At 72.6% G+C, this 19,482-nt stretch carries 11 protein-coding genes; 3 read left to right on the top strand and 8 right to left on the bottom strand.

Annotation, left to right across the window (positions count from 1 at the left end; translation table 11 throughout):
* Positions 1 to 83 precede the first annotated feature (83 nt).
* From G3I78_RS06215 to G3I78_RS06230, 4 genes are all read right to left on the bottom strand, one after another.
* On the bottom strand, positions 84 to 554 hold the full coding sequence (locus G3I78_RS06215) for a carboxymuconolactone decarboxylase family protein (RefSeq protein ID WP_164421769.1): 471 nt from the start codon (positions 552 to 554) through the stop codon (positions 84 to 86).
* A 119-nt stretch (positions 555 to 673) separates the two neighbouring features.
* The gene (locus G3I78_RS06220; RefSeq protein WP_164421770.1) at positions 674 to 1,060 is read right to left on the bottom strand and encodes a hypothetical protein; all 387 of its coding nucleotides are present in this window, start codon (positions 1,058 to 1,060) and stop codon (positions 674 to 676) included.
* Between the two features lie 93 nt (positions 1,061 to 1,153).
* Complete coding sequence (locus tag G3I78_RS06225; RefSeq protein ID WP_164421771.1) at positions 1,154 to 1,771, bottom strand: restriction endonuclease; 618 nt, start codon at positions 1,769 to 1,771, stop codon at positions 1,154 to 1,156.
* Between the two features lie 180 nt (positions 1,772 to 1,951).
* Positions 1,952 to 3,010: a cellulase family glycosylhydrolase gene (locus tag G3I78_RS06230; protein WP_164421772.1), complete on the bottom strand. Its 1,059-nt coding sequence runs from the start codon at positions 3,008 to 3,010 to the stop codon at positions 1,952 to 1,954.
* Positions 3,011 to 3,335: 325 nt separating this feature from the next.
* Between G3I78_RS06230 and G3I78_RS06235 the strand changes: the two genes are divergently transcribed.
* The 3 genes from G3I78_RS06235 (at position 3,336) to G3I78_RS06245 (ending at position 6,413) form a co-directional block, all read left to right on the top strand.
* On the top strand, positions 3,336 to 4,325 hold the full coding sequence (locus tag G3I78_RS06235) for a LacI family DNA-binding transcriptional regulator (RefSeq protein WP_203614414.1): 990 nt from the start codon (positions 3,336 to 3,338) through the stop codon (positions 4,323 to 4,325).
* A 51-nt stretch (positions 4,326 to 4,376) separates the two neighbouring features.
* Complete coding sequence (locus G3I78_RS06240) at positions 4,377 to 5,618, top strand: MFS transporter (protein WP_203614416.1); 1,242 nt, start codon at positions 4,377 to 4,379, stop codon at positions 5,616 to 5,618.
* A 90-nt stretch (positions 5,619 to 5,708) separates the two neighbouring features.
* Positions 5,709 to 6,413: a Clp protease N-terminal domain-containing protein gene (locus tag G3I78_RS06245; RefSeq protein ID WP_164421774.1), complete on the top strand. Its 705-nt coding sequence runs from the start codon at positions 5,709 to 5,711 to the stop codon at positions 6,411 to 6,413.
* Positions 6,414 to 6,437: 24 nt separating this feature from the next.
* Here G3I78_RS06245 and G3I78_RS06250 read toward each other — a convergent pair whose 3' ends face one another.
* Genes G3I78_RS06250 through G3I78_RS06265 form a run of 4 tightly spaced genes read right to left on the bottom strand, consistent with a single transcriptional unit; the run spans position 6,438 to position 19,480 of the window.
* A complete protein-coding gene (locus G3I78_RS06250) occupies positions 6,438 to 7,664 on the bottom strand; it encodes a cytochrome P450 (RefSeq protein WP_164421775.1) in 1,227 nt (408 codons plus the stop codon).
* Between the two features lie 36 nt (positions 7,665 to 7,700).
* Positions 7,701 to 7,913, bottom strand: coding sequence for an MbtH family protein (locus G3I78_RS06255; RefSeq protein WP_164421776.1), 213 nt, complete (start codon positions 7,911 to 7,913; stop codon positions 7,701 to 7,703).
* Positions 7,910 to 11,776, bottom strand: a complete 3,867-nt coding sequence (locus G3I78_RS06260; RefSeq protein WP_164421777.1) for a non-ribosomal peptide synthetase — start codon at positions 11,774 to 11,776, stop codon at positions 7,910 to 7,912. The genes G3I78_RS06255 and G3I78_RS06260 overlap by 4 nt, the downstream gene beginning before the upstream one ends.
* 60 nt (positions 11,777 to 11,836) lie before the next feature.
* Positions 11,837 to 19,480, bottom strand: a complete 7,644-nt coding sequence (locus G3I78_RS06265; protein WP_164421778.1) for a non-ribosomal peptide synthetase — start codon at positions 19,478 to 19,480, stop codon at positions 11,837 to 11,839.
* Positions 19,481 to 19,482: the final 2 nt, after the last annotated feature.

Consider the following 19,482-nt stretch of genomic DNA (forward strand, 5'->3'; position numbering starts at 1 on the left):
CGCCGGCGGCAGCCCTTCAGGGCCGGTGTGGTCCGTCAGTCGGGGCCTGCGGTGCTCCGTCAGCCGGGGCCCGTGGTGGTCCGTCAGCCGAACTGGCCCACCACGTAGTCGCCGGCCGGCTGCCGGGTCAGGACGTTCAGCCGGTTGTAGGCGTTGATGAGGGCGATCAGGGAGACCAGGGCGAGGAGCTGGTCCTCGTCGTAGTGCTTGGCGGCGTTCCCCCAGACCTCGTCCGAGACGCCGGTCCCGTCGGCGAGGCGGGTGCCCTCCTCGGTCAGCTCCAGTGCGGCGCGCTCGGCCTCGCTGAAGACCTTGGCCTCACGCCAGGCGGCGACCATGTGCAGGCGCTGCACGGTCTCGCCCGCGGCGGCGGCCTCCTTGGTGTGCATGTCGAGGCAGAACCCGCAGCCGTTGATCTGGCTGGCCCGGATCTTCACCAGTTCCTGGGTCGCCGCCGGCACTCCCGAGTCCGTGACCACCTTGCCCGCCGCACCGAAGTGCTTCATCAACCGGCCGGACAGCGGGCTGGCGAAGACGTTCAGTCGGGCTTCCATGGTGTGCTCCTTTGCCGTTGTCGATGGCTACACACCTATGACTGAATGCCTCGGCGAGATGTGACACGCACGGATGTGACCTGCGTCTCCCCGGCGACCGGCCCTGTCGACGAGCGGCGTCAGGGAACGAGTGTGAAGCTCGCGCGGTAGACGTAGCCCGGCATCGCGGGGGTCCACCCGAAGCCGTGGCCCATGGTGAGGATCTCCGTCACTCCGTCGGGGTGGTCGACGCCGTTCATGACATAGCTGATGGAGTACTGGATCGTGGCGGGAGCCGAGCCGGACCACTCGTAGCAGGTGAGGTTCTCCGGGTGCTCGTCGAAGTCCCGTACGGCGGACGGGTTCTCCGCGTTGAGGTAGATGTGCCGGATGTACTGCGGCGCCCCGGACCAGTCCTGGCAGACGACCTCGGTGGTCGGGCTCGCGGCCGAGGCGACCGGGGCCGGTGCGGTCAACGGGACACCGAGGGCGACGGCGACGGCCAACAGCACAGCGGGTCTACGCATGGTCGACTCCCTGGATACGGCGACGGGCCACTCATTGTGGCAACGGCTCCCGCCCGCCACAGGACGGAATCAAGCCCACGCCCGCGCGTCCCGTCACTGCTCGGACGCGATACGGCGCCGGTACCGGGCGTCCCCCTGTCCCCTGCCGTTCACCGCGCTCAGCGACACGAGAGAGGCCCCGCTGTTCCAGGCGCCGACAAGGTCGCGGTGGACCAGCAGGATGCCGTGCTCCAGCGCGAACCTCACCGAGGGCCCGGTGAAGCGTGAGGTCGTCACCAGGACGGCCAGATCGGCGCCGAAGTGGACCCGGGCGCCCAGCAGTTCGCGCAGTTCCCGGGTCGGGACGGCGCGGCTCGGGGCGTACCGCTTGCACTGGACGACCATCGTCCGGCCGTCCGGCAGCCGTCCGCGGACATCGGCGCCGTTGTCCCCCGCACCGCCGACCCGCCGGACCTCCGTGCATCCGTCCCGCCGGCACAGCTCCGCGACCAGTTCCTCGAACTCGGTGCCCGTCATGCCGTCGACCTCGGCGAGGGTCCGGCGGCCGGCCCGTACCGCCTCCTCCTGCCGCCGGAGCCGGTCCCGGCCCCGTACGAGCCGGTCCGTGCGCCACAGCCACCAGCCGATGGCCACGGCGGCACCGACGAGCAGGACACCCAGCAGATACGGCCACACGCTCGTCCAGAAGATCACCAGCAGGGCCGACGCCACCGCGCCGCCCCACCCCCGGCGCCGCGTCCGCCGGCGCTGAGCGGCCGCACCCCGTCCACGCCTGACCACGGCGTCACCCCCCTGTGCTCCTTCCCAGGAGTCTGGGCAGCTCAGGAGGGTGTGGGAAGGGCGCGAGTCGGCCACGGTGCCCGAAAGCACCGTGGCCGGCCGGGCGGCAGGTCAGTTCTTGACCGGCTTGCCGCGGCCCCACGCCCAGGCGAGACGGTCCGCGCCGGTCTTGTTGGTGGTCTCCAGCCACGGCCGGTTGGCCGGGCCGACGAGCTTCTGGATCGAGTAGATGTCGTCGGTGCGCAGGCCCGGCCAGTACACCGAGCCCATCTTCAGCTCGCGGAAGGTGTCGGTGACGGCCTGGATGTAGTTGACGAAGTTGTCGTCCGGGGTCTTCACGTTGTAGTTCAGACCGGTCGTCATCGGCGCGCCGAACTCGTCGGCGACGGTCCGGTTCGCGCAGTCACCGATGCGCACCTTCAGGTCGGCGACCCACTCGTCGTAGGTGGCGTACGACTTCCAGAAGCCGTAGTGGTGCAGGGACAGGTAGGTGCCCTTCAGGCGCGGGTCGGCGCACACCGTGGTGACGTGGTCGTTGTAGCCGGCGCCGCTGACGAAGACGCGGTTGCGGGGCACCGACTTGTAGGTGTTCAGCCACTTCGCGGCGATGTCGGCCCACTGCGTGTCGGTGTAGCCGTGCGGCTCGTTCATCGGCTCGAAGTAGACCCGCGAGTTGTGCTTGTAGGCCTTGACCACGGTGTTCCACATGGGCCAGTAGGTGGCCTCGTCGTCGATGAAGCCGTCCTTGCGGTCGCCGGTGCCCTCCCAGTAGGACACGATGACCTTGAAGCCCTGGGCCGTCGCCGCGTCGATGACGCCTCGGTACGACTTCCAGTAGGAGCCGTTGACGGTGTACGGGTTGATCGGCAGCCGGACGGTGTTGGCACCGAGGTTCGCGCGGAACGCCGCGATGATGCGGGTGGCCTTGGTGTACGTCCGGGCGTAGCTGTCGGAGGTCGACAGGCCCGACAGCTGGAGCTCGTCGTCGGCGAAGTTGTCGCGCGGGTCGGCCCAGTTCACGCCCTTGAACTGGGTCGTGTCCATGGTCGGCGCGGCGGCGGACGCGGGGCTGCCGGTGAGGGTGGCGCCACTGATCGCGGCGACCGCGAGGGCGACGAGCGAGGCACGGAGCCTCGGGGCGCGACGGGTGCTGACGGGGGTCTTGCGCATCGACCAAACCCTTTCGGAATGACAGCATGTTTACGTAAACATGACGGCGCCGGAATCGTGGCATCCGCCCCGGCGACCGTCAAGGTTTCCCACACGTAACATCCGGTGCGGTAGGTGACAGGGCGCGCCGGGGTCGCGTCGGGCCTGGGCTCGGTGGGAGTCGGGGCCCGGCTCGGTGGGAGTCGGGTCCGGTCTCGGTGGGAATCGGGTCCGGGCTCGGCGGAAGTCGGGTCCGGGCTCGGTCGGAGTTCGATCGGAGGAGGCAGCAGTGGTGGAACGGGGAGGGTCCGGTGTCCCCGGTGGGCGGCGCAAGCAGCGGGTATCCATGGCCGACGTCGCGGAGCGCGCGGGTGTCTCCTCGCAGACGGTGTCCCGGGTGTCCAACGGTCACCCCGGGGTGATCAGTTCGACGCGCGAGCAGGTCCTCGCGGCGATGCGGGAGCTGGGCTACCGGCCCAACAGCGCGGCGCGGGCCCTGCGTTACGGCCAGTTCAACACCATCGGCGTGATCCTGTTCAGCCTGTCCTCCACCGGCAACAGCCGGACGGTGGAGGCGATCGCCACACACGCGGCGGCCGAGGGGTACGCGATCACCCTGATCCCGATCGACGTGCCGACGCAGGACAACGTCCTGGGCGCCTTCACCCGCATGGGCGAGCTGGCGGTCGACGCCGTCATCGTCATCATGGAGATCCACCTGCTCGACACCGGGACGGTCCAGCTGCCGCCCGGGGTGCATGTCGTCGTGGTGGACTCCGACGCCGGCGACCGCTACAGCGTGGTCGACACCGATCAGGCGGACGGCGCGCGGAAGGCCGTACGCCATCTGCTCGACCTGGGCCATCGGACCGTATGGCATGTCACCGGCCCCGAGGCGTCCTTCGCCGGGCAGCGGCGGAGTCAGGCGTGGCGGGCGGTGCTGGAGGAGGCGGGCCGGCCGGTGCCGCCGCCGCTGCACGGCGACTGGTCGGCGGAGTCGGGGTACACGGCCGGGCTCGCGCTCGCCCGACAGCCGGACTGTACGGCCGTGTTCGCCGCCAACGACCAGATGGCGCTGGGGCTGCTGCGCGCCTTCCACGAGCGGGGCCGGTCGGTGCCGGACGAGGTCAGCGTGGTCGGTTTCGACGACATCCCCGACGCGGCGTTCTTCGTCCCTCCGCTCACCACCGTCCATCAGGACTTCGCCGAGGTGGGCCACCGCTGTGTCCAGAAGGTCCTCCAGCAGATCCGCGCCCACGGTGGCGCACGGCCCGGGACCGATCTGGTGCCGACGAGCCTGGTGGTGAGGGGGAGCACGGCGCCGCCTGCGGGGTGACGCGCCGGGTCGCATTGACCTTGCCCCAAGGTGAGCCCGCAACATCGCCGCATGGTGCGTTGCGGGCGGGTGCTGGTCGATGTGCGGCCGCTGCGGGTCGACGGGTTCCGGCGGCTGTGGCTGGCCGGGACGGTGACCGGCCTGGGCGCTCAACTGACGGCGGTGGTCGTACCGTTGCAGATCTACGAGATCACCGGATCGTCGGCCTATGTGGGGCTGGCCGCGCTGGTGGGCTTCGCTCCGATGGCCGTGGCCGCGCTGTGGGGCGGGGTGCTCGCCGACGTACGGGACCGGCGGCGGGTGCTGCTCGCGACCACGATCGGCATCGGCGCGACCTCACTCCTGCTCTGGGCACAGGCGTGGGCGGATCTGCGGTCGGTCGGGGTGCTCCTCGCGCTGGTGGCTGTCCAGCAGGCCCTGTTCGGAGCCAACACCGCGGTGAGCAGAGCCGTCACGCCTCGACTGGTCCGGCCCGAACTCCTGCCCGCCGCCAACGCGTTGCAGTCGCTGGTGACCCTGTCGGCCGGGATCGCCGGGCCGCTGTTGGCGGGAGGGCTGCTGCCGGTGGCGGGGGCCGGGACGCTGTATCTGGCGGATGCCGTCGCGATGGGGGCGATGGGGTGGGCGGTGTGGCGGCTGCCGGCGCTGCCACCCGTGGGCTCCACGGGTCGTCGACGGGCCCCCTTCCTGAGTCAAATCCTTGACGGAGTGGGCTATGTGACACGAAGTCAGATCCTCCTCGTGACCTACTTGGCCGACTTCGCCGCGCTCTCCCTGGCCCTGCCCACCGCGCTCTTCCCGCAACTGGCGGAGGAGACGTACCACCCGTCCGACATCGGGGTGTTGTACGCCGCCGTCTCGGCCGGTGGTGTGCTGGCCGGGCTCGTCTCCGGGGCGTTCACCCGCGTCACCCGGCACGGAGTCGCCGTGGCGGTGTCCGTCGGCGTGTGGGGGCTGGCCATCGCGTGGTTCGGGTCGGCCGGTTCGCTGCTCCCCGCGGTGGGGTGGCTGCTACTGGCCGGAGGGGCGCTCCTCGCGCTGGGAGTCTTCCGCAAGACGGTGTTGCAGACCGCCGTCCCGGACGGGATGCGGGGCCGGCTCCAGGGCCTCGACACGGTGGTGGCCATGGGAGGGCCTCGACTGGGCGATCTGCTGCACGGCATGGCGGGGGCGGCCTTCGGGGCGGGGTGGGTGGTCGCGGGTGGGGGCGTGCTGGCTGCCGGGGCTGCGGTGGCGCTGGTGGTGTTGTTTCCGGAGTTTCGGCGCTATGGGGCGGGCATCGAGCGGGTCTGACGAAGAGGAGACGACGCCCTTCGTGCCGTCGACCGAAGCGGGCGTCAACCACAGATTGACGACATCGAATCGTCAACCTACGCTTGACGCATGACTCCTCTCAACATCAGCCTCGCCGACCTGATCGCACGACTCGACGAGGAACTCCCGGACGCGGACAACCTGGCTCGTATCAGTGAGGCGCATCTGCGGGCGCAGACGTTGGCCGATCTCGGTGATCAGCTCATGGATCACTACGTGGGGAAGGCCAAGCAGGCCGGTGCGTCGTGGACGCAGATCGGGGACGCCATCGGGGTGTCCAAGCAGGCCGCGCAGCAGCGGCACACGCCCGCGCCGTTCGAACGGTTCACGAATCTCAACCGGCACAGCATCGTGCTGGCGCAGGAGGCCGCGCGGACTCACAAGCACGACTCCATCGGGACCGAGCACATGCTGCTCGGGCTCCTCGGTGAGCCGCAGGGGCTGGCCTATGAGGTGATGGTGGCGAAGGGCAACTCGGAGCAGCGGGTCCGGGACGCGATCGAGGCAGCGCTTCCGCCGGCCGGGGAGAAGGCGCTGCGGGGGCACATCCCCTTCCGGCCGGAGGGCAAGGAGGCAATCGACGAGACAGTGCGCGCGGCTGCCGACCTCGGCCACGACTGGGTCGGCACCGAACACACCCTGCTCGGACTGATCCGCGTCACCGAGAGCCCGGCCGCGCGGATCCTGCGTGACCTCGGCTTCACCGCGGACGAACTCCACGAGACGGTGCGGACCGAGGTCGCCCGGCGGTCCGCCGCGCGGGAGCAGCAGTGACGGTCCCGTCCTCCTTCGGCGCCGTCACGCTGCCTTCAGCGTCAGCGGCAGCGAGCTGAGGCCGTTCAGGAAGTTGGAGTACACCGGCTTCGCCGGGCCCGTCTGCTCCAGGTCGGCGACCTGGTCGCGCAGGCCCTCCAGGACGGCTCCGATCTCCGCGCGGGCGAGGTAGGCGCCCAGGCAGAAGTGGGGGCCGTAGGCGAAAGTGCAGTGCTTGTTCGGGGTGCGGTCAAGGAGCAGCAGGTCCGGATGCTCGAAGACCTGCTCGTCGTAGTTGGCGGAGGCGTTCCACACCGTCACGATGTCCCCTTCGCCGACGGCACGGCCCGCGATCTCGGTGGCGGCCGTGGCCGTACGGCCCGAGTGCAGCGCGGGGGTCGTCCAGCGCAGCATCTCCTCCACCGCCGTGTCGACTCCCGCGTCGCCCCGCCTGAGCGCCTGCCACTGCTCGGGGTGCTCCGCCAGGGCCAGGGCGGCGCCGACCATCGACAGCCGGGCCGTCTCGTCGCCGCCGAGGATCAGGCTGTAGCAGTTGAGCATGATCTCGTCGTCGTCGAGCGGGAACCCGTTCACCTTGCTTCCGGCGAGCAGCGCGATGACGTCGGCGTGCCCGCTGTCCCGGCGGTCGCGGGCGAGGTTGGCGAAGTACAGCAGGATCTCGCTCTTGGCGATCCAGGTGTCGGCGGCGGTGCCGTCGGCGTCGTGGGAGCCGAGGGCGGAAGAGGTGAGGCTCAGCACGTAGGCGCGGTCGCTCTCCGGCACGCCGAGCAGGTCGCAGATCGCGCCGAGGGGGATGCCCGCGGCCACGTCGGCGGCGAAGTCGCAGCTCCCCTTCTCGATCGCCTCCCGCAGCAACCGGTCGACGGTACGGCGCACGCTCGCCACCACCGGCTGGAGGGCGCGCGGGGTGAACGCCGACATCAGGAGCCGGCGCAGCCCCGTGTGCTTGGGCCCGTCGGTGATGGCGAGCATCCGTCCGGCCGCGGAGTCGCCGCCGGCGAGCAGTGTCTCCAGGACGTTTCCGCCCTCGGAGGTGAAGCGGGCGTTGTCCCGGTACACGGCGGTGACGTCGGCGTGCCGGGTCACCACCCAGAAGCCGGGCCGGCCGTCCGTCGCCGGGTTCCAGTGGACCGGCTCCTCCTCCCGCAGCCGGCGCCACACGGCGGACAGGTCGCCCTCGGCGTGCAGCCGCGGATCGGCCAGGTCCAGCGTGTCCAGTTCCCCGGCTGCGATCGTCCGCCGCGCGGTCATCTGCGTCCCACCTTCCAAGTCCCTTGCGTACGTGCCCTATTCGCCCATCGCGGTGACGAGGCTGGTCGGGCGCATGTCGGTCCAGTGCTGTTCGACGTACGCCACGCACTCCTGACGGCTCGCCCGGCCGTGCACGACCGTCCAGCCGGCCGGGACCTCGGCGAACGCGGGCCAGAGGGAGTGCTGTCCCTCGTCGTTGACGAGGACGAAGTGCTCCAGGGTGTCGTCGTCGAACGGGTTGGTGCTCATACGGGGCTCCTCCGATGGGTCGCGGTGTTCAGTGCGGGGCCGATCCGCTCCAGCGGGCCCGGCCGGGTCATCTCCCCGTGGACACACGGGATGTCGTGGTTGTCGACGCGTCCGTCGACGTACGGCCGCCATGCGTGGTGGCGCTCCGGATGCGTGTCCGGATCCTGTGCGGCCGTGAAGAACAGCAGGTCACCGCGGTACGACGAGGGAGCGAACTCCTCCATCAGCCGCCGGTTCCCGGCGGTGACCTCGACGAGAGCGGACAGTTCGGCGTCGTCGAGGCTCGCGGTCATGTCGGGGACACGGCGCACGAGTTCGGCGAACCGGGCGTCCGTGAGGTGCTCCGAGTCGTCGGGGAGCGGCCGGCCCAGGATGCCGAGCAGGCTGCGCAGCAGTGCGGGCCGGTCGGCCGCGCGGGCGCCCCGGTCGATCCAGACGCCGGGGAAGGCGTCGAGCATGGCGAGGAGGGCGACTTCGTGGCCGTCGCGCTGGAGGGTGACGGCGACGTCGTACGCCACCAGGCCGCCCATGGAGTAGCCGAGCAGGTGGTAGGGCCCCTCGGGCTGGATCTCGCGGATGCGGGCGATGTGCCCCGCGACCGTCTCCCGCAGGCTGCCGGAGCGCGGGTCGCCCGGGATCAGCCCCTTCGACTGGAGCCCGTACAGCGGCCGTTCGGGGTCGAGGTGGCGGGCGAGTCCGGCGAAGCCCCAGGCGAGTCCGGAGGCGGGCGGGAGGCAGAAGAGGGGTTCTCTGGTGCCACGGGTGCGCAGGGGCAGTACGGCGTCCAGGGGCGCCGTGCCCGACGTGCCGCCCCGCAGCCGCTGGGCCAGTCCGGCGACGCTCGGGGTGTCGAACACCGCGCGCAACGGCACTTCGGTGCCGAGATCGGTGCGGATGCGTGCGGTCAGGCGCGGGGTCAGCAGGGAGTGCCCGCCGAGGTCGAAGAAGCTGTCGTGGACGCCGACGCGGGAGGGGTCCAGGCCCAGGACGTCGGCGACGATCGTGCGCAGCCGTTCCTCGTTCGGGGTGCGCGGGGCACTGGTGGTGGCGGCCGGGGCGGCGGGGTCGGGCCGGGCCGTGCGGTCGGTCTTGCCACTGGCGGTGCGCGGGAGGGCGGGGAGCGGCACGATCACGGAGGGGACCATGTGGGCGGGGAGTGCGCGGGCGAGGTGCTCCCGCAGGGCGGTCTCCGACGGGGCCGTACGGGTCAGGTGCCCGCTCGGCTCGGCGGCACCCACGACGTACGCCACCAACTGCTTCTCACCGCGCGTGTCCTGACGTACCGTCACCGCCGCCTGTGCGACGGCGGGATGCGCGCCGAGCACAGCCTCGATCTCGCCCAGCTCGACCCGGAAGCCGCGGATCTTCACCTGATGGTCGGCGCGTCCGACGAACCGCAACCGCCCGTCCCGGCCGCGTACGGCGAGGTCTCCGGTGCGGTACATCCGCTCCCCCGGTGCCCCGAACGGATCGGCGACGAACCGTTCGGCGGTGAGTCCCGGTCGGCCGAGATAGCCGCGGGCGGGTCCGCCGCCACCGATGTGGACCTCGCCGACGATCCCGTCTGGTACGGGGCGCAGGGCCTGGTCGAGGAGGTGGACGCGGTTGCGGGCGAGGGGACGGCCCAGGGGTGGTGAGCCCTCCGCGGGATCCTCGTCGGAGCGCCAGGCGGTGGCGTAGACCGTGGCCTCGGTGGGTCCGTAGAAGTTGACCAACCGGGCGCCGGGGAAGGCGGTTTCGAGGTCCGTCCGCAGTTGCGCGGGGATGGGCTCGCCGCCCAGGGCGACGGTGTGCGGCGCGGCCTCGGGGCGTTCGGCGACCACCCCCGCCATCACCGAGGGCACACCGCTGACGAGGCCCGCGTCGGTGCCGGTGGCGGTGAGGGCCAGCAGGTTGTCGACGATTTCGATACGTCCGCCGCACAGCAGCGGGGCGAAGATCTCGAACACGGAGACGTCGAAGTTGAGGGAGGTGGAGAAGAGGACCTTCTTCAACGCCTCGGGGCCGAAGGCGCGGTGGGTCCACTCGACGAACTCGACGGCGTTGCGGTGGGTGGCGAGGACGCCCTTGGGGCGGCCGGTGGAGCCGGAGGTGTACGTGATGTAGGCGAGGTTGTCGGGACGGGCGCACGTCGGCGGGTCCTGCGCCTCGGTCATCTCCCCGTCGATCAGGACCAGTTCGGTTCCTTCGGGCAGCACCTCCGCCGTATCGGCCGTGGCCAGTACGGCAACCGGCCGGGCGTCCTCGACGATGTACGCGAGCCGGTCCTTCGGGTACGCCGGGTCGAGCGGCAGATAGGCGCCCCCCGACTTCAGTACGGCGAGGACGGCCACGATCAGGTCGGGCGTGCGCGGCAGGGCGATCCCGACGACCCGCTCGGGACCGGCGCCGAGCGAGGTGAGGCGGCGGGCCAACTGTGCCGCCTGTGCGTCGAGTTCGCCGTACGACAGGCTCGTGGCGCCCGCTCGTACGGCCTCGGCGTCGGGTGTGGCCGTCGCCTGGGCCGTCCAGAGCTCGGCGAGGGTGCGGGTCGCGGGCGCCGGTTCCGTGGCCGGATCTGGCCGGGGGTCGTGTTCGGGGTCGAGGAGGCCGAGGCGGCCCAGCGGGAGTTCCGGGTGGGTGGCGACGGTCTCCAGGATGTGGACCAGGTGGGCGAGTTGGGCGTCGGCCCAGCCGGACTCGAAGAGGTCCTCGCGGTGGGCCAGGCGGAAGCGGAGACGTGGTCCGGGGAAGGCGACCAGGGTGACGGGGTAGTGGGTGGCGTCCCGGCCGCTGGTCCCGGTGATGCGGAGGCTGTCGGCGCCGGGCCGGGCGGCCTCGTCCATCGGGTAGTTCTCGAACACGACGAGGGTGTCGAAGAGTTCGGGCAGTCCGGTGGTGCGCTGGATGTCGGCGAGGCCGAGGTGGTGGTGGTCGAGGAGGCCGATGTAGCCGTCCTGGACCTCGCGCAGCAGGTCGCTCAGGGAGCGGTCGGGCCGGAGTCGTACGCGCACCGGGACGGTGTTCACGAACAGGCCGACCATCGACTCGACGCCGGGCAGGGTGGCGGGGCGGCCGGAGACGGTGGCGCCGAACACCACGTCGTTCCGGCCGGTCGTCCGGCTGAGCAGGATCGACCAGGCCGTCTGCACCAGGCTGTTGGCGGTGACGCCGAGCCTGCGGGCGAGGGCGGTGAGGGCGGCACCGGTGGCCTCGGGCAGTTCGGCGCGGGCCTGGGCGAGGGGGCCGGGGCCGGGGTTGGGCGGGGCCAGCCGGGTCGGTTCGGTGACCTCGTCGAGGGCGGTGCGCCAGGCGCTCTCGGCGGCGGTGCGGTCCTGGCGGCCCAGCCATTCCAGGAAGGTGCGGTAGGCGGGGGCGGGCGGCAGGTCGGCCCCCGGCTTCTCGTAGAGGGCGAGGAGTTCGCGGACCAGGACGGAGACCGACCAGCCGTCGAGCAGGATGTGGTGGTGGGTGACGAGGAGGCGGTGCCGTCCGTCGGGCAGGTGGGCGAGGGTGCAGCGGAGCAGGGGCGGGGTGGCCGGGTCGAAGCCGCGGTCGCGGTCCTCGTCGAGCAGCCGGGACCACGTCTCCTCGGTGTCGAGGTCCGTCTCGGTCCAGGGCAGGGTCGCGCGGTGCGGGACGACCTGGACGGGCGCGCCGCCCTTGCGGCGCCGGAAGGCGGCGCGGAGGTTGGGGTGCCGGTCCAGCAGGGCCTGCCAGGCGGCGCGCAGCCGCGCGCCGTCGACCGGGCCTTCGAGTTCGAAGACCAGCTGTACGAGGTACACGTCGGCGGCGTCCCGCTCGTGCTCGTACACGGCGTGGAAGAGGAGCCCCTCCTGGAGGGGGGTGAGGGGCAGTACGTCGGCCAGCGCGGGCTGGGTCATCGCTTCGTCTCTTTCGGTATGCGCCGCTTCTCACGGCCGCCCTGATCCACCGGACAGTGCCTAGCCGTCGAGGCCGGCGGCGAGTTCGTCGAGTTCGTCCGCGTCGAGCTCCGCCGACAGCAGGGCACCCGGGGCCGCCGGAGCGGCGGGTGCCGTGCGGGCGGCGCGGTCGGTCAGCGCGGTGAGGGCGGCGAACCAGGCCTCGGCCAGCTCCCGCACCTCGGGCTCGGTGAGCACTCCTTCGGGCCAGGACCAGTCGGCGACGAGCCGGGGTCCGGCCGGGGTGTCGTGGACGACCGCGTTGAGGTCGAGGGCGTGGGCGGCGGCGAGGCCCGGGTCGGTGCCGCTGCCAAGGGCCGGGGACTCCGGGGCGAAGGACCACGGGCCATCACCGGTGGCGGACGTGAAGCGGCCGAGGTAGTTGAAGCCGATCGCCGGCGCGGGCTGCTGCGCCAACTCGCCTGCCGTGTCGGGGTTCAGGTAGCGCAGCAGGCCGAACCCGACGCCCCGGTCGGGGAGTTCGCCGGTGCGGTCGGCGACGCGGCGGACCACGCCGTCGGCGGTGGGACCGGCTGCCAGCGCGTCGCACAGGTCGAGGCCGTCCAGGTCGACGTGGACCGGGTAGAGCGAGGTGAACCAGCCGACGGTGCGGGAGAGTTCGAGGCCGGAGGCGATCTCCTCGCGGCCGTGTCCCTCGACGTCGACGAGGACGTGCGGGACGTCCTGGTGCGCGGCGACGGCCAGCGCGAGTCCGGCGAGCAGCACGTCCTGCGCTCCGGCCCGGAACGCGGCGGGCACGCTGCCGAGCAGCGGGCCGGTCGTGTCGGCGTCGAGGGTCAGGCGGAGCGACCTGGTGGTGGCCGCGGTGTCCTGGGCGGGGTCGAGCGGCCGGGCGCCGAACGGGACGCGCGGGGCGTCACTGGTCCGCCGCCACAGCTTGGCCTCGGCGCCCCGCTTGCCGGCTTCCGCGCGCAGCACGGAGGTCCAGGTGCGGAACGACGTGCCGATGGGCGGCAGTTGGGGCTCCCGTCCGGCCGTGACGGCGTCCCAGGCCGACTCCAGGTCGGGCACGAGGATCCGCCAGGACACCCCGTCCACGGCCAGGTGGTGCACGACCAGCAGCAGTCGCCCTGGACGGTCGCGGCCCGCGTCGAGCCACACGGCCCGCAGCATCGCGCCGGTCGCGGGGTCGAGGGTGGCGAGCGCGCGGTCGAACTCCTCGGCCACGGCGGTGTTCAGGTCGTTCTCCCCGCTGACGTCCCGGCGGTCCACGACGGCGGTGATCGAGCCCACCGGGCCGACCTCCAGCACGCGCTCCCCGGTCAGCCGGGAGCGCAGCATGTCGTGGTGGTCGACGAGCGCCTGGAGAGCGCGCTTCAGGCGTGGCGCGTCGGCCTCCGCGGGCACCGTGAGCAGCACGGACTGACTGAGCCGGCCGATGGGTCCGCCGCGCTCGACGAGCCAGTGCATCACGGGGGTGAAGGGCACCGGTCCGACACCGTCGTCGGCGGCCCGCACGCTCGCGGCGCCCACGGGCCCGCGGGCCACCGCCGCGAGGGCGGCCGCGGTCTGGTGCTCGTACACATCACGCGGGCTGATCACCACCCCGGCCTCGGCGGCCCGGCTCACCAGCCGGATCGAGGAGATGCTGTCGCCGCCGAGCGCGAAGAAGCCCTCGTCGAGAGTGAGTCCGGGCAGCTTCAGCAGGTCACGGAAGAGTTCGGCGAGTACCCGCTCGGCGGGCGTCCTCGGCTCCCGGGCCGTCTCGACGGCGGACGGCGCCTCGGGGGCGGGCAGCGCCCTGCGGTCGAGCTTGCCGTTGGGGGTGAGCGGAAGGGTGTCCATGGCGACGACGGCCGAGGGCACCATGTACTCCGGGAGCAGCCGCTCGGCCTCCCGGCGCAGTGCGGCGGGGTCGACTGGAGGGTGTCCGGCGCGGGTGGTGACGTAGGCGATCAGGCGCCGCTCCCCCGGTTCGTCCTCGCGCACCACCACGGCCGCCTGGGCGACCGCCGGGTCGCGGGCCAGCACGGCCTCGATCTCGCCGGGTTCGATCCGGAAGCCGCGCAGCTTGACCTGCTCGTCGGCGCGCCCCAGGTACTCCAGCTGCCCGTCGGCCGACCAGCGGGCCAGGTCACCGGTGCGGTACATCCGGTCGCCGGGGTCGCCGTACGGGTCGGCGACGAAGCGTACGGCCGTCAGGTCGGGGCGGCCGAGGTAGCCGCGGGCCACGCCGGTTCCCGCGAGGTAGAGCTCGCCGACCGCGCCGGGCGGTACCGGGCGCAGCCAGGCGTCCAGGACGAGGACCCGGGTGCCCGCGACGGGCCGGCCGATGGGCGGGGCCAGGTCGCCGGTGAGCGGGACGGCGACGGTCGCGCAGACCGTGGACTCGGTGGGCCCGTAGGCGTTGGCCATACGGCGGCCGGGCGCCCACCGCGCCACCAGCTCGCCCGAGCAGGCCTCGGCGCCGACAACCAGCGTCTCCAGGCTGGGCAGTTCGTTCGGCGGCAGGGTGGCGAGGGCGGTCGGCGGGATCAGGGCATGGGTGATCCGGCCCTGGATCAGCTCCTGTTCGAGCTCCTCACCCAGCAACGGCCCCTGCGCGTCCGGCACCACCAGGGTCGCGCCGGACGCGAACGCCATCAGCAGCTCCATCACCGACGCGTCGAATCCGGGCGCCGAGAACTGCAGGACCCTGCTGTCGGGGCCGAGTCCGAAGCGCTCGATCTGCGTCCGCGCGAGGGCGGCGAGGCCCCGGTTCTCGACCATCACACCCTTGGGGGTGCCGGTGGAGCCGGAGGTGTGGATGACGTAGGCCGCGTGCCGGGGGTGGTGGGCGGTGGGCAGTTCGCCGGGGGTGCCGTCCGCGGTGAGGTCCGTCAGGACGAGAGCCGGGCGGGCGTCGGCCAGCAGGGCCTCGATGCGGTCGGCGGGGAGCGCCGGGTCGACCGGGAGGAACGCGGCACCGGACAGCGCGACGGCGAGCAGGGCGACGACACGGTCCGCTGAACGCGGCAGCTGTACGGCGACCAGGTCGCCGGGGCCGATGCCGCGACCGGCGAGGACGCGGGCCAACCTGCCTGCCTGGGCGTCGAGTTCGGCGTACGACAGGTGGTTCAGGGCGGTGGCGTCGGGCCGGAGCTGGACCTGCCGGGTGAACATCTCGGCCAGGGACTCGGGCCGCACTCCGGCCCCGCTCCCGCTCCAGTCGTCGAGGCGTGCGTGCTCGTCCTCGGTGAGGAGGTCCACGTCGCCGATGCGGCGGTCGGGATCGGCGGCGACGGCGGTGAGGAAGTGGATGAGCCTCTGGGCCAGTCGGCGGGCGGTCTCCGGCTCGAAGAGGTCCGTGCTGAACTCGGCGACACCGTCGATGCCGGCCGGGGAGCCGTCGTCGTGGCGGTGCTCGGTGAGGTAGAGGGAGAGGTCGAAGCGCGCGGCGCCCGTCGCCACGGGTTCCCGGCTGACGCTCAGGCCGGGCAGGGCCGGGACCGGGTCCGCGCCGTGGCCGGTGTAGGCAAGCATGACCTGGAAGAGGGGATGGCGGGCGAGGCTCCGCTCGGGGCTCACGGCGTCCACGAGCAGGTCGAACGGCACGTCCTGGTGGGCGTACGCGGCGAGGTCGAACTCCCGCACCCGGGCGAGGAGTTCTCGGAACGTGGGGTTGCCGGAGGTGTCGGTCCGCAGGGTGAGGCTGTTGACGAAGAAGCCGACGAGATCGTCCAGGCGCTGGTCGCCTCGACCGGCGACCGGGGTGCCGATGGGCACGTCGGTGCCCGAGCCGAGCCGGGTCAACACAGCTGCGAGAGCTGCCTGGAGGACCATGAACAGGGTCACCCGCTGCGTGGTGGCCAGGTCGGCGAGGCCGGTGTGGAGCGCGGGGTCGAGGGCGACGGCCGTACGGTCGCCCCGGCCGCTGGGCTCGGCGGGCCTCGGACGGTCGGCGGGGAGCGGGAGTTCGTCCGGCAGCCCCTCCAACGCCGTGCGCCAGAAGTCGATCTGATCGAACATCAGGCTGCCGGGGTCGTTCTCGTCGCCGAGCGTCTCGCGCTGCCAGTGCGCGAAGTCGGCGTACTGGACGGGCAGGGGCGGCCATTCGGGTGCCCGGCCCGCGGACCGGGCCGAATACGCGGTCTCCAGGTCGCGGGTCAGCGGGCCCATCGACCAGCCGTCGACCGCGCTGTGGTGGGCGAGCAGAAGCAGGACGTGGGTGTCGTCGCCGAGGTCGAACAGGGTGACCCGCAGGGGCGGTTCGGCGGCGAGGTCGAAGCGGTGGCCGGTCGCGGCGGTGAGCAGTGCGGGGAGTTCCGTCTCGGTGGTGCGGACGGTCGCCAGGTGCGGCCGGGCTTCCTCCGGGTCCAGGATCCGCTGGTACGGGGTGCCCCGGAGGTCGGGCTGGAGGGTGCGCAGCGGCTCGTGGCGGGTGACGACGTCGGCGAGGGCGTCGGTGAGGGCCTGGCGGGCCAGGGGGCCGGTCAGGCGCAGGGCCGCGGGGACGGTGTAGGTGGTGTGGCCGCCGTCGAGGCGGCTCATGAACCACAGTCGCTGCTGTCCGTAGGAGAGCGGGATCGGGTCGGGGCGCTTCGGCAGCGGGAGGAGCGCGGGCCGGTGTGCGTCCTGTGTCTCGCCCAGGCGGCCGGCCAGTGCGGCCGGGGTGGCGGCCTCGAAGACGGCCCTCACGGGCAGGGCGGTGCCGAAGGCGGTCCTGATCCGGTCGGCGAGGCGCATGGCGAGCAGGGAGTCGCCGCCGAGGTCGAAGAACGCGTCCTCGGGACCGACCCGGTGGGGCTCCAGGCCGAGGACGCCCGCGAACAGACCGCACAGGATCTCTTCCTGGGCGCTGCGGGGAGCACGACCGGCGCCGGTGGCGGCGGCCGGGGCGGGGAGGGCCGTGCGGTCCAGCTTGCCGTTGGCGGTCAGCGGGAGCCCGTCCAGGACGACGACCGCCGAAGGCACCATGTGCTCGGGCAGTGTCCGTGCGGTGTGGGCCCGCAGCGCCGCCGGGTCGAGGGGTCCCTCGGTGACGGCATACCCCACCAGCCGACCTTCGCGGACCAGGACGACCGCGCGGGACACCTCGGGGTGGGAGGACAGAGCCGCCTCGACCTCGCCCAGTTCGATGCGGAAGCCGCGGATCTTGACCTGGTCGTCGGCGCGACCGGCGTACTCCAGCCGCCCGTCGAGCGAGCGGCGGGCCAGGTCGCCCGTACGGTACATGCGCTCGCCGGGCGCCCCGAAGGGGTCCGCGACGAAGCGGCCCGCCGTCAGCCCGGGGCGGCCGAGATAGCCACGGGCCAGGCCCGCGCCGGCCACGTACAGCTCTGCGACCACGCCCGGCGGGACGGGCCGCAGTCCGGCGTCCAGGACGTGGGCGCGCAGATCGGGGATGGGCTCGCCGATGCCCTCGTGGCGGTCCCTGGTGAGCGGGAGTCCGGTGACGTGGACGGTGGTCTCGGTGATGCCGTACATGTTCACGAGGACGGGCGCGTCCTCGGCGTGCCGGGTGTACCGGTCGGCGACGGGCGTGACGTCGAGCGCCTCGCCGCCGAAGACCACGTAACGCAGACTCAGCTCGGTTGCCGCTACCGGATGTTCGGCGTCGGCCCGCACCAACTCGCCGAAGGCCGAAGGGGTCTGGTTGAGGACCGTGACCCGCTCGCTGGTGAGCAGGCGCAGGAACTCGTGCGGATCACGGCTGACTTCGTGCGGTACGACGACGAGCGTGCCGCCGTGCAGCAGCGCCCCCCACAGTTCCCACACGGAGAAGTCGAACGCGTAGGAGTGGAACAGGGTCCACACGTCGTCCGGGCCGAAGTCGAACCAGTGCCGGGTGGAGTCGAAGAGACGGACCACGTTGCCGTGCGGGACGGCGACGCCCTTGGGGCGGCCGGTGGAACCGGAGGTGTAGATGACGTATGCGAGGTGGTCGCCGGTCGGCGACGGGAGATCGGCACGCGCGGCCGGTGAGCGCCGGTCGTCCAGGGTCAGCACGGGTACGGCGGTCGCGGGGAGGTCCGGTCCTGTGTCCCGGGTGGTGAGGAGCAGGACGGGCGCGGAGTCGTCGAGCATGTGGGTGAGCCGCTCGGCGGGGTACTCCGGGTCGAGCGGGACATAGGCCGCGCCGGTCTTCAGGACGGCCAGGATCGCCACGACCAGGTCGGTGGAGCGCGGCAGGGCGAGGGCGACCAGGCACTCGGGGGCGGCGCCGTGGGCGGCCATGCGGTGCGCCAACTCCGTGGCGCGTGCGTCCAGTTCGGCGTAGGTGAGGCGGTGCTCCCCGTACACCACCGCCGTCGCGTCGGGGGTACGGGAGACCTGGCGGGCGAAGAGGTCGGTGAGGGCGGCCGACGGCTCGGCCTCGGAGGCCGAGGGGGCTGTTCCACCGCCCGTGAGCTGCTCCCGCTCCCCCGGCAGCAGCGCCTCCACGTCACCGACTCGGCGGGCCGGGCCGGCGGCCAGCTGGGCCAGGACGGCGGCGAAGCGGTCCAGGAGGGTGCGGGCGCCGGTCTCGTCGTACAGGTCGGGCCGGTAGGCGAGGCGCAGGGCCAGGCGGCGGGCGGGCAGGACGGCGAGGGTGAGCGGGTAGTGGGTGGCGTCCCGGCCGGTCAGCTGTGTGACGCGGTCCTCGCCGGGGCCGGTGACCGTGGGGTGGCTCTCGAAGGCCAGCAGGGTGTCGAAGAAGTCGCCGGTGCCGGTGCTGCGCCGGATGTCGGCGAGACCGAGATGCTGGTGCGGGAGCAGGGCGGCCTGGCGCTCCTGCAGGGCGGTGAGGAACCCGCTGACGGTGTCGCCGTCGTCCCAACGCACCCGGGTGGGCACGGTGTTGATGCAGAAACCGACCATCGAGGTCACGTTCCGCAGCTCGGGCGGGCGGACGGTGACGGTCTGCCCGAACGCGGTGTCGGTGCGGCCGGTGAGGCGGCCGAGCAGCACGCCCCAGGCGCCCTGGACCAGGGTGTTGAGGGTGATGCCGAGGTTGCGGGCCGCGGTCTCGGCGGCGGCGGTCGCCGACTCGGGGAGTTCGACGACGAGTTCGCGGGGCAGCACGGTCGCACCGGCCGTCGCTCCGGGGGCCAGGAGCGTGGGCTCCTCGATGTCCTCCAGCGCCTTCTGCCAGGCGGTCTCCGCGGCGGCGCGATCCTGTCGGGAGAGCCAGGTGAGGTAGTCGCGGTACGGCGGGGGCGTCGGCAGGGCGGTGGGGTGCTCGCCTCCGTACAGGGCGGTGAACTCCCTCACCAGCAGCTGCTTCGACCAGCCGTCGAGGAGGATGTGGTGGTTGGTGATCACCAGGCGGTAGCTGTCCGCCGCCCAGCGGACGAGCAGGTACCGCAGCAGCGGGGGCCGGGACAGGTCGAAGCGCCGGGCGCGCTCCTCGTCCAGGATCGCCTGCCAGGCCGTCTCGCGTCCGGCCTCATCGAGGGCGCTCAAGTCCTTTTCGACCCAGGGCAGTTCGACGTCCGTGGGCACGATCTGGAGCGGGGAGGCGGACTCGCGGCGGCGGAAGCAGGCGCGCAGGTTCGGGTGGCGGTCGAGCAGGGCCTGGCCCGCGGCGCGTACGGCGGCGGGGTCGACGTCTCCGGTCAGCTCCAGGATCTGCTGGGCCGCGTAGACGTCGGGTGCCTGGTCGTCGTCGTACAGGGCGTGGAAGAGCAGCCCCTCCTGCAACGGCGACAGGGGCAGGATGTCGGCGATTCCGGACCGGGACACCT

This window comes from Streptomyces sp. SID13726, assembly GCF_010548375.1.
Classification (GTDB): Bacteria; Actinomycetota; Actinomycetes; order Streptomycetales; family Streptomycetaceae; genus Streptomyces.